This is a genomic window from Streptomyces hygroscopicus subsp. hygroscopicus, from assembly GCF_001553455.1.
GTDB classification, from domain to species: domain Bacteria; phylum Actinomycetota; class Actinomycetes; order Streptomycetales; family Streptomycetaceae; genus Streptomyces; species Streptomyces hygroscopicus.
On the sequence record NZ_BBOX01000298.1, the window covers coordinates 1 to 13,526 of the forward strand.

Annotated in this window: 11 protein-coding genes; 8 read left to right on the forward strand and 3 right to left on the reverse strand. The window is 73.6% G+C overall.

Translation table 11 applies throughout. The features are described from left to right. Positions 1-445 precede the first annotated feature (445 nt). Positions 446-4,174, forward strand: a complete 3,729-nt coding sequence (locus tag AXW62_RS27835) for a hydantoinase B/oxoprolinase family protein (protein ID WP_252368765.1) — start codon at positions 446-448, stop codon at positions 4,172-4,174. Positions 4,175-4,351: 177 nt separating this feature from the next. Beyond that, the gene (locus AXW62_RS27840; protein ID WP_030829442.1) at positions 4,352-4,606 is read left to right on the forward strand and encodes a WhiB family transcriptional regulator; all 255 of its coding nucleotides are present in this window, start codon (positions 4,352-4,354) and stop codon (positions 4,604-4,606) included. A 96-nt stretch (positions 4,607-4,702) separates the two neighbouring features. Here the strand turns inward: AXW62_RS27840 and AXW62_RS27845 are convergent, their stop codons facing one another. From AXW62_RS27845 to AXW62_RS27855, 3 genes are read right to left on the reverse strand one after another with little or no spacing between them, the layout of a single operon-like run. Further along, a complete protein-coding gene (locus AXW62_RS27845) occupies positions 4,703-5,626 on the reverse strand; it encodes a 5-oxoprolinase subunit C family protein (RefSeq protein ID WP_060946940.1) in 924 nt (307 codons plus the stop codon). After that, the gene (locus AXW62_RS27850; protein WP_079115830.1) at positions 5,623-6,402 is read right to left on the reverse strand and encodes a 5-oxoprolinase subunit B family protein; all 780 of its coding nucleotides are present in this window, start codon (positions 6,400-6,402) and stop codon (positions 5,623-5,625) included. Before AXW62_RS27850 ends, AXW62_RS27845 begins: the two co-directional genes overlap by 4 nt. After that, the gene (locus AXW62_RS27855; protein ID WP_107406356.1) at positions 6,399-7,178 is read right to left on the reverse strand and encodes a LamB/YcsF family protein; all 780 of its coding nucleotides are present in this window, start codon (positions 7,176-7,178) and stop codon (positions 6,399-6,401) included. Before AXW62_RS27855 ends, AXW62_RS27850 begins: the two co-directional genes overlap by 4 nt. 247 nt (positions 7,179-7,425) lie before the next feature. Between AXW62_RS27855 and AXW62_RS27860 the strand changes: the two genes are divergently transcribed. The 6 genes from AXW62_RS27860 to AXW62_RS27885 all read left to right on the forward strand — a co-directional run bounded on the left by AXW62_RS27860 (position 7,426) and on the right by AXW62_RS27885 (position 13,448). Next, the gene (locus AXW62_RS27860; RefSeq protein WP_060946941.1) at positions 7,426-8,145 is read left to right on the forward strand and encodes a GntR family transcriptional regulator; all 720 of its coding nucleotides are present in this window, start codon (positions 7,426-7,428) and stop codon (positions 8,143-8,145) included. 139 nt (positions 8,146-8,284) lie between these two features. Then, positions 8,285-9,007 carry a DUF969 domain-containing protein gene (locus AXW62_RS27865; RefSeq protein WP_030829435.1) on the forward strand — a complete coding sequence of 241 codons (723 nt, stop codon included), beginning with the start codon at positions 8,285-8,287 and terminating at the stop codon, positions 9,005-9,007. Next, positions 9,004-9,972, forward strand: coding sequence for a DUF979 domain-containing protein (locus AXW62_RS27870; RefSeq protein WP_030829432.1), 969 nt, complete (start codon positions 9,004-9,006; stop codon positions 9,970-9,972). The genes AXW62_RS27865 and AXW62_RS27870 overlap by 4 nt, the downstream gene beginning before the upstream one ends. 11 nt (positions 9,973-9,983) lie before the next feature. Beyond that, positions 9,984-10,628 (forward strand): pyroglutamyl-peptidase I, encoded by a 645-nt coding sequence (gene pcp / locus AXW62_RS27875; RefSeq protein ID WP_060946942.1) that lies wholly within the window; start codon positions 9,984-9,986, stop codon positions 10,626-10,628. A gap of 113 nt (positions 10,629-10,741) precedes the next feature. Continuing rightward, positions 10,742-11,785 (forward strand): DUF2891 domain-containing protein, encoded by a 1,044-nt coding sequence (locus tag AXW62_RS27880; RefSeq protein WP_060946943.1) that lies wholly within the window; start codon positions 10,742-10,744, stop codon positions 11,783-11,785. Between the two features lie 130 nt (positions 11,786-11,915). Next, complete coding sequence (locus AXW62_RS27885; RefSeq protein WP_060946944.1) at positions 11,916-13,448, forward strand: hypothetical protein; 1,533 nt, start codon at positions 11,916-11,918, stop codon at positions 13,446-13,448. Positions 13,449-13,526 lie beyond the last annotated feature (78 nt).

Consider the following 13,526-nt stretch of genomic DNA (forward strand, 5'->3'; position numbering starts at 1 on the left):
CGGCTGGCCCGCGGCCGTCGCCTCCTTCCTGGCGGCCCATGACGCGTCCACCGAGGGCGTCGGACGCGTCGATGGTGGCCGGTCCGCCGAGGGCGGCCGGTCTGAGGAGGGTGGCTGGTCCGCTGAGGGTGCCCGGTTCGCTGAGGATGGCCGGGTTCCGGCCGTCGCGCACCCGGCCGTCCCCGTGGCCCCCGCCCATCAGACGGCCGGCGGTGCGGGGTGAGCGCGACCGGCGCTCACCCTGATACCTCGCCGCGTGCTGCGACGATGGCGGGGTGAGGGGTCGGTGGGAGCTTTGGGTGGCCGGTCCGCCGAGGGCGGCCGGGTTCCGGCCGCCGCGCGCCCGGCCGCCCCGGTGGCCCCCGCCCAGCAGACGGCCGGCGGTGCGCGGTGAGCGTGACCGGCGCTCACCCGGCACCCCGCCGCGCGCTGCGACAATGGCGGGGTGAGGGGTCGCTGGGAGTTCTGGATCGACCGGGGCGGAACCTTCACGGACGTCGTCGGTAAACGTCCGGACGGCCGCCTGGTCGCTCGTAAGCTGCTGTCCCACCACCCCGAGCGCTATACGGACGCCGCCGTCGCCGGGATTCGGCAGACGCTGGGGCTGGGCCCCGGCGAACCGGTCCCGGCCGACCGGATCGCCGTTGTCAAGATGGGTACCACGGTCGCCACCAACGCCCTGCTGGAGCGCAAGGGCGAGCCGACCGTCCTTGTCGTCACCGAGGGGTTCCGGGACGCGCTGCGCATCGCGTACCAGAACCGTCCCCGTCTCTTCGACCGCCGGATCCTGCTCCCCGAGGCGCTCTACGACCGGGTCGTGGAGATCCCCGAGCGGGTGGACGCCCACGGCGGCGTCGTCCGCCCCCTGGACCTCGAGGCCGCCGCCGAGGCGCTGCGCGCCGCCCACCGCGACGGCTTCCGCAGCGCCGCCGTGGTCCTGCTGCACGGCTACCGGCACGCCGCGCACGAACAGGCGGTCGCCGCGGTGGCGCGCGCCCTGGGCTTCCCGCAGGTGAGCTGCTCCCACGAGGTCAGCCCGCTGATGAAACTGGTGTCGCGCGGCGACACCACCGTGGTCGACGCGTATCTCTCGCCCATCCTGCGCCGCTATGTGGAGGACGTGGCCGCCGAACTGCGCGGTGTCCGGCTGATGTTCATGCAGTCCAACGGCGGCCTGCGGGAGGCCGCGCACTTCCGGGGCAAGGACGCGGTGCTGTCCGGACCGGCGGGCGGTGTGGTGGGCATGGCGCGCTCCTCGGGCGAGGCCGGACACGACCGTGTCATCGGCTTCGACATGGGCGGCACCTCGACGGATGTCTCCCACTACGCGGGCGAGTTCGAGCGGGTCTTCGGCACCGAGGTGGCCGGGGTGCGGATGCGCGCCCCGATGATGAACATCCACACCGTGGCGGCGGGCGGCGGCTCGGTGCTCCACTTCGACGGCCGGCGCTACCGCGTGGGGCCGGACTCGGCCGGTGCCGTGCCCGGTCCCGCCTGCTACCGGCGCGGCGGCCCGCTGACCGTGACCGACGCGAACGTGATGCTCGGCCGGATCCAGCCGGACCACTTCCCGGCGGTCTTCGGCCCGCACGCCGACCGGCCGCTGGACGCGGCGGTGGTCGGGGAGCGGTTCGCCGCGCTCGCCGGGGAGATCGCGGAGGCGACCGGCGACCGGCGCGGACCGGAGGAGGTCGCGGCGGGCTTCCTGGACATCGCGGTGCTCAACATGGCCAACGCGGTGAAGAAGATCTCCGTGCAGCGCGGCCGGGACGTCACCCGCTACGCGCTCACCAGCTTCGGCGGCGCGGGCGGCCAGCACGCCTGCGCGGTCGCCGACGCGCTCGGCATCGGCACGGTGATCGTGCCGCCGTTCGCGGGGGTGCTCTCCGCCTACGGCATCGGGGTGGCCGACGCGACCGCCATGCGCGAACAGGCCGTCGAGGCGGAGCTGGGCGAGGAGACGCTGCCGCGCGTGCGCGAGGTGTGCGCGCGGCTGGCCGCCCGGGCCCGCAGTGAACTGCTGGCGGACGGCGTTCCGGAGGACACCGTGGACACCGTCGCCCGGGTCCATCTGCGGTACGCGGGCACCGATTCCAGCATCCCCGTCCCGCTGGACTCCGCCCCCGCGATGACCGAGGACTTCGTCCGGGCGCACCGCACCCGCTACGCCTTCACCATGGACAAGCCGCTCGTCGTCGAGGCGGTGTCGGTCGAGGCGGTCGGCGCGTCGGGACCCACCGGCGGCCACGCCGTGGAACGGCCGCCCAGGGAGGGCGAGCTGACGCCCGTGACGACCGTAAGGATGTTCACGGAAGGGCGGTGGCAGCGGACGGAGCTGTACGAACGCGACCGGATGCGCCCGTCGGACCTCGTCACCGGCCCCGCGATCATCGCCGAGGAGGACGCCACCACCGTGGTCGACCCCGGCTGGCGGGCCACCGTGGGCGAACGCGGCCATCTGCTGCTCACCCGGGTCCGGCCCCGGCCGCGCACCACCGCGGTCGGCACCGAGGTGGACCCCGTGATGCTGGAGGTCTTCAACAGTCTCTTCATGGCCATCGCCGAACAGATGGGCGTGCGCCTGGAGAACACCGCCCACTCCGTCAACATCAAGGAGCGTCTCGACTTCTCCTGCGCGCTCTTCGACACCGAGGGCAATCTCATCGCCAACGCCCCGCACATCCCGGTGCACCTGGGCTCCATGGGCGAGTCCATCAAGGAGGTGCTGCGGCGCAACGGGGACGCGATGCGGCCCGGCGATGTGTACGCGATCAACGACCCGTACCACGGGGGCACCCATCTGCCCGATGTCACCGTGGTCACCCCGGTCTTCGACGAGGCGGGGGCCGAACTGCTCTTCCTCGTCGCCTCGCGCGGCCACCACGCCGAGATCGGCGGTGTCACCCCCGGTTCCATGCCCGCCTTCAGCCGCACCGTCCAGGAGGAGGGCGTCCTCTTCGACAACTGGCTACTGGTGCGGGACGGGTTGCTGCGCGAGCGCGAGACCCGTGGGCTGCTCACCGGCGGGCCGTATCCGTCCCGCGCCCCGGACGCCAACCTCGCCGATCTGCGCGCCCAGATCGCGGCCAACGAGAAGGGCATCCAGGAACTGCGCCGGATGATCGGGCAGTTCGGGCTCGACGTGGTGCACGCCTATATGGGCCACGTCCAGGACAACGCGGAGGAGTCGGTGCGCCGTATCGTCGCCGGCCTCCGGGACGGCTCCTACCGCTACGAGACCGATGGCGGGGCGGTCATCCGCGTCGCCCTTACGGTGGACCGCGCGGCCCGCGGCGCCGTACTGGACTTCACCGGCACCTCGTCCCAGCGGCCGGGCAACGACAACGCGCCCAGTTCGGTGGTGATGGCGGCGGTGCTCTACGTCTTCCGGACGCTGGTCGCCGAGGACATCCCGCTCAACAGCGGCTGTCTGAAGCCCCTTCAGGTCCGCATCCCCCAGGGCTCCATGCTGGCGCCCGTCTTCCCCGCCGCCACCGTCGCCGGGAACGTCGAGACCTCCCAGGCCGTCACGGGCGCCCTGTACGCGGCCCTGGGCGTGCAGGCCGAGGGCTCCGGCACGATGAACAACGTCACCTTCGGCAATGACCGCGTCCAGTACTACGAGACGGTCGCCAGCGGCTCCGGCGCGGGGGACGGCTTCGACGGCGCGGACGCCGTGCAGACCCATATGACCAACTCCCGGCTGACCGACCCCGAGGTGCTGGAGTGGCGCTATCCGGTGCGGGTGGAGAGCTTCGCGATCCGCCGGGGCAGCGGCGGCCGGGGCCGCTGGCGCGGCGGCCACGGCGTGACCCGCCGCATCCGCTTCCTCGAGCCGATGACCGTCGCCCTGCTGACTGGCCACCGCCGGGTCGCCCCGTACGGCATGGCGGGCGGCGAACCGGGCGCGCTGGGCGCGAACCTGATCGAGCGCGCCGACGGCTCGGTGGACCGCCTGGACGGCCGCGACGCGGCGGACGTCGGGGTGGGTGACGTCCTGGTCGTCCACACCCCGGGCGGCGGCGGTTACGGCCCGCCGGCGGGCGCGGGGACGGGCCGCGGTGGACCGGCCGGCCGGGCGGCGGCGTCCTCCGGTTCCTCCCCGGCCGCCCGCGGGACCGATCCCCGGGACGAGCCGGAGGACGCCCTCAAGGGGCGCCCCGGGGCTCGCTGAGGAAGCCCGGTACGACGTCGGCGCGTTCGGACCAGTTTGCCGCCGCCCCGATCGGAAACCCGACCCCTGTCAAAGCCCGCTCGGACACGCATGATCATGGGCTCTCGCCCCGCGGACGATGCGCGGTGAGCCCGGCAGCGGGCAGCGTCAGCACCGTCGTTCAGGGAAGGGACAGCCATGGCCTGGTGGCAGGACGCCGAATGCACACATGTCGACCCGGAGCTGTTCTTCCCGGTGGGGGTGGCGGGGCCGGCCGCCCAGCGTCAGGAGGCGCGGGCCAAGGAGGTCTGCCGCCGCTGTCCGGTGATCCAGGAGTGCCTGGAGTACGCGCTGGAGACCGGTATGACCCACGGGGTCTGGGGCGGCACCGGTGAGGAGGAACGCCGCGCGCTGCGCCGCAAGGCCCGCAGCGGCACCCGGCGGGCCCACTGAGCACCGCTCACGGCGTCATTCGGCGTCGTCGGCGACTCATGCGGGACAGCCACCGTGACCGCCGCCCATGGGGTTGTGGTGCGGCGTCCGTGACCGTCATCCACGGCGTCGTGCGGCGGCCTCCGCCTCCCGCCGGGCAGACGGCACCCAGGAGACCCGCCCCAGCGGGGTGAACCGCACCGGAGTGCCGGGGACGGCCTGCGCGGCGGCGGCCAGATGCGGCTCCGGTACGACGCCCACGACGGGGTAGCCCCCGGTCGTCGGGTGGTCGGCGAGGAAGAGCACCGGCCGCCCGTCCGGCGGGACCTGCAGCGCGCCGAGCCCCATTCCCTCACTGGCCAGCTCGCCGTCCTTCGCCCGCTCCAGCGAGGGGCCTTCGGTCCGCAGCCCGATCCGGTTGCTCGCGGCCGAGACGCGGAAGTCCCCGGTGGCCAGGGTGCGCAGCCCGGCCGTGGTGAACCAGTCGTCGCGCGGGCCGAGCAGCACGGGCAGCACCAGCTCCCGTGCGACGCCCCGATGCGGCACCCCGTCCACACCGGGCGCGGGGCCGCCCGGCGGCCCGAGCCGCAGCACCGCGCCGTCCGCGAGCGGCGCCGGGCCCAGGCCGGAGAGCACGTCCGTGGCCCGGCTGCCGAGCACCGCCTCGGCCGCCACACCACCGTCGAACGCCACATAGCTGCGCACCCCGTGGGTGGCGGCCCCGGCCTCCAGGAGCGCGCCCGCGGGCACCCGTACGGCCGCCCCCCACGGGGCGGGGCGGCCGTCGACCGTGACCGGGCAGGGGGCGCCGGTGACCGCGACCGTCGCCGGGCGGCGCAGCCGCACCGCACAGCCGGTCAGCGTGGTCTCCAGGGTCGCGGCGTGTTCCGCGTTGCCCACCAGGCGGTTGGCGAGCCGGTGGGCGGGCTGGTCGAGCGCCCCCGAGTGGGGCACCCCCAGATGGGCGTGGCCGACGCGGCCCAGGTCCTGGACGGTGGTCAGCGCTCCCGGCCGTACGACCACGAAGGCGCTGTCGGTCATGGCGCCTCCCCTTCCCGGGCCGGGGCCCCTTCCCGGGCCGGGGCCCCTTCCCGGGCCGGGGCCGGTTCCCGGGGCCGGGCGGGGGACGTGTCAGTGGCGTCCGGTTCCGGTTCCGGTTCCGGTTCCGGTTCTGGTTCTGGTTCCGGGAGGACCGTGCCCGGTTCCGGGACGAAGCGGACGCGGGTACCAGGGGCGAAGAGCGCCGCCGGTTCCCGCGCGGTGTCCCACAGCACCGCGTCCGTGGTGCCGATGAGCTGCCAGCCGCCGGGGGACGAGCGCGGGTAGACACCCGTGTACGCGCCCGCGAGGGCCACCGAGCCGACCGGCACCCGGGTCCTCGGCGTCGCGTGGCGCGGCACGTGGAACCGCTCGGGCAGCCCGGTCAGATAGCCGAAGCCGGGCGCGAAACCGCAGAAGGCCACCCGGAACTCGGTGGCGGAGTGGATCCGTACGGCCTCCTCGGGCGTCACCCCCCACAGCTCCGCGACACCGGCCAGGTCGGGCCCGTCGTAGCGCACGGGCACCTCGACGGTGGCGCTGTCGTCGCGGTCCAGGGGCGGTATCCGCCAGCCGGGCAGCTCTGCGGCGAGCCGCCCGGGGTCGGCGAGCCCGTCGAGGAACACCGTGCGGGCGGCGGGCACGATCTCCCGTACGGCGGGCAGCCGTCGCGCGGCGGCGCGGCGCAGCAGTTCGGCGTGGAGCGCCTCGGCCGCCTCACCGCTGTCGAGTTCGACGAGCAGCCCGTGCTCGCCCACCGGCAGGCTCCTGATGGTCATGCGAACGCCGCCACGCGCACACCGGCGGCCGTCAGCTCGGCCCGCACCCGGCGGGCGAGGTCGGCGGCGCCGGGGGTGTCGCCGTGGACGCACAGCGAGCGCACGTCCACTTCGATCCGCTGGCCGTCGATCGAGGTCACCGCGCGGTCACGGGCGAAGCCGAGGGCCCGCTTGACCACCGTGTCCGGATCGGAGACCACGGCGCCGGGCTCACCGCGCGGTACGAGGGTCCCGGCGGCGGTGTAGGCGCGGTCGGCGAACGCCTCGGAGACCACCGGAAGCCCGGCCGCGCGGGCCGCCTCGTGCAGCCGGGACCCGGGCAGCCCGAGCACCGGCAGCGGACCGCCGGCCGCCAGCCGTATGCCCTCGACCACGGCGGCGGCCTGGGCCTCGTCGTGCACGCTGCGGTTGTAGAGGGCGCCGTGCGGTTTGACGTAGTCCACCCGTGTCCCGGCGGCACGCGCGAAGACCTCCAGGGCGCCGATCTGGTAGGCGATCTCGTCGGTCAGCTCGCGCGGCGGGACGTCCATGCTGCGCCGCCCGAAACCGGCCAGGTCCCGGTAGGAGACCTGGGCCCCGACGCGCACCCCGTGCTCGGCGGCCAGCTGGCACACCCGGCGCATGGTCGAGGGGTCTCCGGCGTGGAAGCCGCAGGCGACATTGGCGCTGGTGACGATGGACAGCAGGGCTTCGTCGTCGGTGAGCCGCCAACGGCCGAACCCCTCGCCGAGGTCGGCGTTGAGATCGATGGACAGGTGCGCCAAGGATGCGGTCATATCCGTCCGTTCGGGCGTGGGGGACAGGGGGTGCGCTGTGGATGGCACCACAAGGTAAGCGATCGTTGAACGATCCGACAAGAAGCATGTTGTTCGGTAGCGGTTTGTGGGCTTGACTTCTCGCTATACGGGACGAACGAGACACCAAACAGGGGCTGATGTGACAATCGGGGCAAAAGGCGCGAAAGGCCGGTCCGGCGGACCGTCGGAGGGGGCGGAGGGGGTCGAGCGGACCGGGGGAGCGGAGGTGGCGGACGCGGCGGAGCGCTCCCGGGGCTCCGGCCTCGCCGCCGGACTCGAGGCCGACCGGGCGCTGCTGGGGCGCACCAGTACGGCGGAGCGCGTCGCGGACATCCTGCGCGACCGCATCGCCGAGGGGTTCTTCCCGCCCGGCACCCGGCTGTCCGAGGACAGCGTGGGCGGCGCGCTCGGCGTCTCGCGCAACACCCTCCGGGAGGCGTTCCGCCTGCTCACCCACGAGCGGCTGCTGGTCCACGAGCTCAATCGCGGGGTGTTCGTCCGCGTCCTCACGGTCGACGACCTCAATGACATCTACCGGGTGCGGCGGCTCGTCGAATGCGCCGCGGTGCGCGGTCTGGGGGAGCCGCCCTACGCGGTGGAGGCGGTCGAGGCCGCGGTCCTGGCGGGCGAGCGCGCCGCCCAGGACCGGGCCTGGCAGGACCTGTCCACCGCCAATATCCGCTTCCACCAGGCGATCGTCTCCCTCGCCGGCAGCCCCCGCGCGGACGAGCTGATGCGCGGAGTGCTGGCCGAACTGCGACTGGTCTTCCACATCATGGCCGACCCCCGCCGCTTCCACGCCCCCTATCTGGTGCGCAACCGGCAGATCCTGGAGGTGCTGCAGGGCGGGGACGCGGTGGAGGCGGAGCGGCTGCTCGCCTCCTATCTGGACGATTCCCAGGGGCAGTTGGCCGACGCCTATGGGCGGAAGATGTCCCGCCGGTAGGGGGTTCCCAGCGGTAAACGATCCGGCGGGATGGACACAAGTTTGTTTCAAGCTCTTGTCGGATCGTTGAACGAACACCTAGCCTCCGGTGCACCCTCCTCACGTCCCTGTGAGGTCCTGTGCGCGGAAGGCGGGACGCATGATCGTTCTCCTTGGCGTCCTCGTGGTGATCCTCGGATTCGCCACACGACGCAACCCGTTGCTGGTGGTGGGGGTTGCCGGCATCGCCACCGGACTGCTGGGCAAGCTCTCGCCCCAGCAGATCCTGGCTGCCTTCGGCGACGGCTTCGCCTCCAGCCGCTCGGTGACGATCTTCGTCATCACCCTGCCCGTGATCGGCCTCCTGGAGCGCAACGGCCTCCAGGAACAGGCCCGTACCCTCATCGGCCGCCTCGGCAAGCTCACCACCGGCCGGTTCCTCGCCCTCTACCTGCTGCTGCGCCAGCTCACCGCCGCCCTCGGGCTCACCAGCATCGGCGGCCCGGCCCAGAGCGTGCGGCCCATGGTCGCGCCGATGGCCGAGGGCGCCGCGGAGCGCCGCCACGGCCCGCTGCCCGAGCGGGTCCGTGAGCGCGTCCGCTCCTACTCCTCCAGCGCCGACACGGTCGGGCTGTTCTTCGGCGAGGACTGCTTCCTGGCCATCGGCTCGATCCTGCTGATCACCGGATTCGTCAACACCACCTACCACACCCATCTGGAGCCGCTGCAGCTGGCGCTGTGGGCCATCCCCACCGCAGTCTGCGCGTTCTTCATCCACGGCTTCCGGCTGCTGCGCCTGGACCGCTCCCTGGACCACCAGCTCGCCGCCGCGGGCGGCCGGTCCGCCGCCGACGGCAGCCGCACCGCGGAGGAGACCAAGTGATCAAGGCTGAATGGTTCTACTGGCTCGTCGGCGCCGTCTTCCTCGCCATGGCCGCGCAGATGGCCGTGGACCGCACCAACCCCAAGCGCCACGGTTCCGCCGCCTTCTGGGGGCTGCTCGGCGGCTGCTTCTTCTACAGCAGCTGGGTGGTGGAGAAGAAGGCCCCGGCCGAGCCGCTGGGCGTCGCCGTCCTCGCCATGGTCTGTCTGGGCGGCTTCCAGCTCACCGGGCGCGGTGTGCCGCGCACCACCACCCCCGAGCAGCGGACCGCCTCGGCCGCCCGGCTCGGCAGCAGGCTGTTCATCCCGGCGCTCACCATCCCGCTGGTCGCGGTCGTCTGCGCCTCGGCCGTCAAGCACTGGCGCATCGGGGGCGAACCGGTCCTGGAGACCGGCAGCGAGACCATCCTCGGCCTCGGCTTCGGCGCGATCGCCGGGCTGGCGGTCGCCATGGTCGTGGTCCGCGAGCGGCGTCCCACCGTGCCGCTGCACGCCGGCCGGAACCTGCTGGAGTCCATGGGCTGGGCGCTGCTGCTGCCCCAGCTGCTCGCCGTGCTCGGCTCCATCTTCCAGGTGGCCGGGGTCGGCACCCAGGTCGGCAAGATCACCGAGCAGATGCTGCCGGACGGCCAGAAGTACGTCGCCGTCGCCGTCTACTGCGTCGGAATGGCCCTGTTCACCATCGTCATGGGCAACGCCTTCGCCGCCTTCCCGGTGATGACCGCCGCCATCGGCTGGCCCGTGCTCATCCAGCAGATGCACGGGGATCCGCCCGTCGTCCTCGCCGTCGGCATGCTGGCCGGTTTCTGCGGCACGCTCGTGACCCCCATGGCCGCCAACTTCAACCTGGTGCCCGCCGCCCTGCTGGAACTCAAGGACCAGTACGGCCCCATCAAGGCGCAGCTCCCCACCGCCGGGGCACTGCTGGTCTGCAACATCGTCATCATCTCGCTCTTCGCCTTCTGAGGGAGCCCGCTGTGACCCGAGTGCTGCTCACCGGTTTCGAGCCCTTCGCGGACTCGGCCGTCAACCCGTCGTGGCAGGCCGTCTCCCTTGTCGCCGCCGACCCGCCGCCCGGTACCGAGGTGACCGCCGTACGGCTCGCCTGTGCCTTCGGCACCGCGCTCGAGGAGCTGTCCGCCGCGGTGGCGGCGGCCGATCCCGAGCTGGTGCTGTGCGTGGGCCAGGCCGGGGGCCGTCCCGGTGTCACCGTCGAGCGGGTGGCGATCAACGTGGACGACGCCCGCATACCCGACAACGCCGGGCGCCGGCCCATCGACGAACCGGTCGTGGCGGGCGGCCCCGCCGCCTACTTCGCGCCCCTGCCGATCAAGGCGTGCGTCGCGGCCGTCCGCGCGGCCGGGATCCCGGCCGCCGTCTCCCAGACGGCCGGAACCTTCGTGTGCAACCACGTCTTCTACGGCCTGGCCCATCTCATCGCCACCGAGCGGCCCACCCTGCGCGGCGGCTTCATCCATCTCCCGTACGCTCCCGAGCAGGTCGTGGACCGCGCCGAACCCTCACTGCCCGCCACCGTGTCGGCCGAGGCGCTGCGGGCGATCATCGGGGCGCCCCTGAGCACCCGGACCGATGCGCGCATCGCCGAGGGGGCAACGCATTGAACGCGCCGCATGAGCCGAGCGGGACGGACGAGCCGACCAGGGCGAACGGGATGAGCGGGATGAGCGGGACGAGCGGAACGGACGAGTCGACCAGGGCGAGCGGGACGAGCGGGATGAGCGGGACGGACCTGAGCCGGAGCGAACTGGGCCGGTACGCGGCCCGGTTCGCCGCCCTCGCCGTCGCCAACGTCACCCGGGCCTACCCCAACGCCCCGGCACATCTGCTGAGCGGACCCGAGGACCTTCTTGAGCCGCGCCGGTACCACCCCGCCTTCTACGGCTCCTACGACTGGCACTCCTCGGTGCACATGCACTGGCTGCTGGTCCGGCTGCTGCGCCGCTGCCCCGACCGCGTCCGCGCCGACGAGGTCACCGCCGTACTGGACGGGCACCTCACGGCCGGTGCCCTCGCCGTCGAGGCGGAGTACCTGCGCGCCCATCCCTCCTTCGAGCGCCCTTACGGATGGGCCTGGCTGCTCGCGCTGACCGCCGAGTGCCGGAGCCTGAAGGCGCCCGCGGGCGAGCGCTGGGCGAAGGCCCTGGAACCGGCCGCCGACGCCGTCCGCGCACTGCTGACCGGATGGCTGGAACGCGCCACCTACCCGGTGCGCCACGGCGTCCACACCAACAGCGCCTTCGCCCTCGGCCTGGTCCTGGACAGCGCGGCCGCCGCCGGTGTCGAGGAGGTCGTCGAACCGGTCACCGAGGCCGTCCTGGGCTGGTTCGCCGACGATCACGACGCCCCCGTCCACTGGGAGCCCTCCGGCCAGGACTTCCTCTCCCCCGCTCTCACCGAGGCCGAGGTGATGTGCCGGGTGCTGCCGGAAGGGGAGTTCGCGCGCTGGCTGGAACGTTTCCTCCCCGGCCTCGAACGGGGCGTGCCCACCACCGTGCTCACCCCGCCCGTCGTCTCCGACCCCGCCGATCCGCAGATCGGCCACCTCCTCGGCCTCACCCTCAGCCGGGCCGCCGCACTGCGCCGCCTGGCCGCCGCCCTGCCGCATGGCGATCCGCGGGCGGACGTGCTGCGGACGGCGGCCGGTGACCACCTGGCCGCCGGGCTCCCGGGCACCGTCTCCGGGGACTTCACAGGAGACCACTGGCTCGCCACCTTCGCGGCGCTCGCCCTGGACGGACCACCGGCCGGTGAGCCGTAGACTGACGGACCGGTGAGGTGCGGGCGACGCTCCGGTTGTACGCCCGTGCGCGCACGGGGATCTTGTGTGCCATAGCGGGATCTCCGCGCCGTTTCGTACGTTGTCGGTGCGACCGCCTACTCTGTGCGACGTGACATCTCCACCCCCGGGGGCCGCCGCGCCCCAGCTCAACACCGCCGAAGGGGCCGGCCGGCCGGCCCCCGGCCCGGCCGCCGACGAGGGCCTGGCCCGGCGGCTGCGCGCGCTCGCGTGCACCGCGCCGCTGCACGACCTGGACGCGCGCAAGGCCAACCTGGCGGGTGAGTACGGGGTGTACGCGATGGCGGAGGTGGCCCTGGCCGCCATCGACCTCGTCACGCTCCACATGGACTTCGACACCGGCGCCGACCACGAGCAGATAGTGGCCAGGCTGCTGCCCCGGGTGGCGGCCCAGGCGCCCGAGCGCCCCGCCGCCGAGCACGACCGGGTCGCCCGCTGGGTGCTGGAGAACCTGATCAACGTCGGCAGTGTGGACCGCGGCTTCCGCGCCGTGTACGGCACCTTCGGGCCCGATGGGGTCTATGTCCGCAGGGACTACGACTTCAAGCTGATCGAGGAGGTGCCCGGCCCCGGCGGCAGTGTCTATCTGCGCACCACCGACGAGGCCGTCAACGTCCTGGTCGGCGCCCTCGACACGGACGTCACCAGCGCTCAGATCGCCGCCGAGGTCAAGCTGGAGGTGCTGATCAGCCGGGGCCGGCTGGCCGATGCCCAACTCGCCGCCGAGCAGGCCCGCTACCGCACCGTGCAGTACGCGGAGACGCTGCGCCGCACCCTCGACGCCACCCGGCGCAACGTCCGCGCCGTCGACTGGCTCAGCACCGTCCCCGAGCTGATCAGCGAGGCGCTGGACCACGTCGCCGACCGCTACCGCCACGAGAACGCGATCCTCACCAACATCCGCAAGGCGCGCGACGAGGCTGAGGGCGCCGAGCACAAGCGGCGCGCCGCCGAGCTCGTCGACATCGTCAAGGACTGCATCCGGCGCCACACCCAGCTCCAGTCCCGGCTGCTGGAGGCCGGTCCGCTGTTCCGCGCCGAGCAGGACCGGCAGGCGTTCGCACCCCCCGCCCCGCGCTCCGGATACGACCTGTACGGACAGCTGCTGGCCCCCGTCCTCCCGCTCCCCGTCGAGCGCGCGGGCCGGGTCACCGACGCGTTCTTCGCCCGCGGCACCGGCCTGCGCACCCCGACCTCGGTACGGATGGGCGACCTGGTCGAGATGCTGCTCACCCCGCCCGTGGAGCGGGAGCACCTCGGCGCGGAGATGCCCGAGCCCGACCTCATCGCCACCCCCGACGACAGCCGCTTCAGCGAGGAGCAGCTGGCGGCGGCCATGGAGCTGCTCGAGCTGCCCGCCGACGCCCCCCGGCGGCTGTCCGGGCTGCTCGCCGACGCCCGCCGCCGCGACCCCGATCTGCCCTATCTGATCGCCCTCCTCGCCGTCCACGCCGCCAGCCCCCCGGTCGGCACCGCCTACCGCCAGGGCGAGCAGCGGCTGCTGTTCGCCGTGGACGACGGCACCGAGCTGGACGACCCCGAGTTCGGCGGCGCCGACCTGATCGTGGGCACCGCCCTGCTGGACGCGGCCGGTATGGCGGCCGACCGGGCGGAGGTGGCGTGATGCCGGTGTGGTGTGACCGCGGCTCCGGCCGCGGCGGTCCGGGCGCCGCCCGGCGCCGCCACGAGGTGTCTCCCCGCC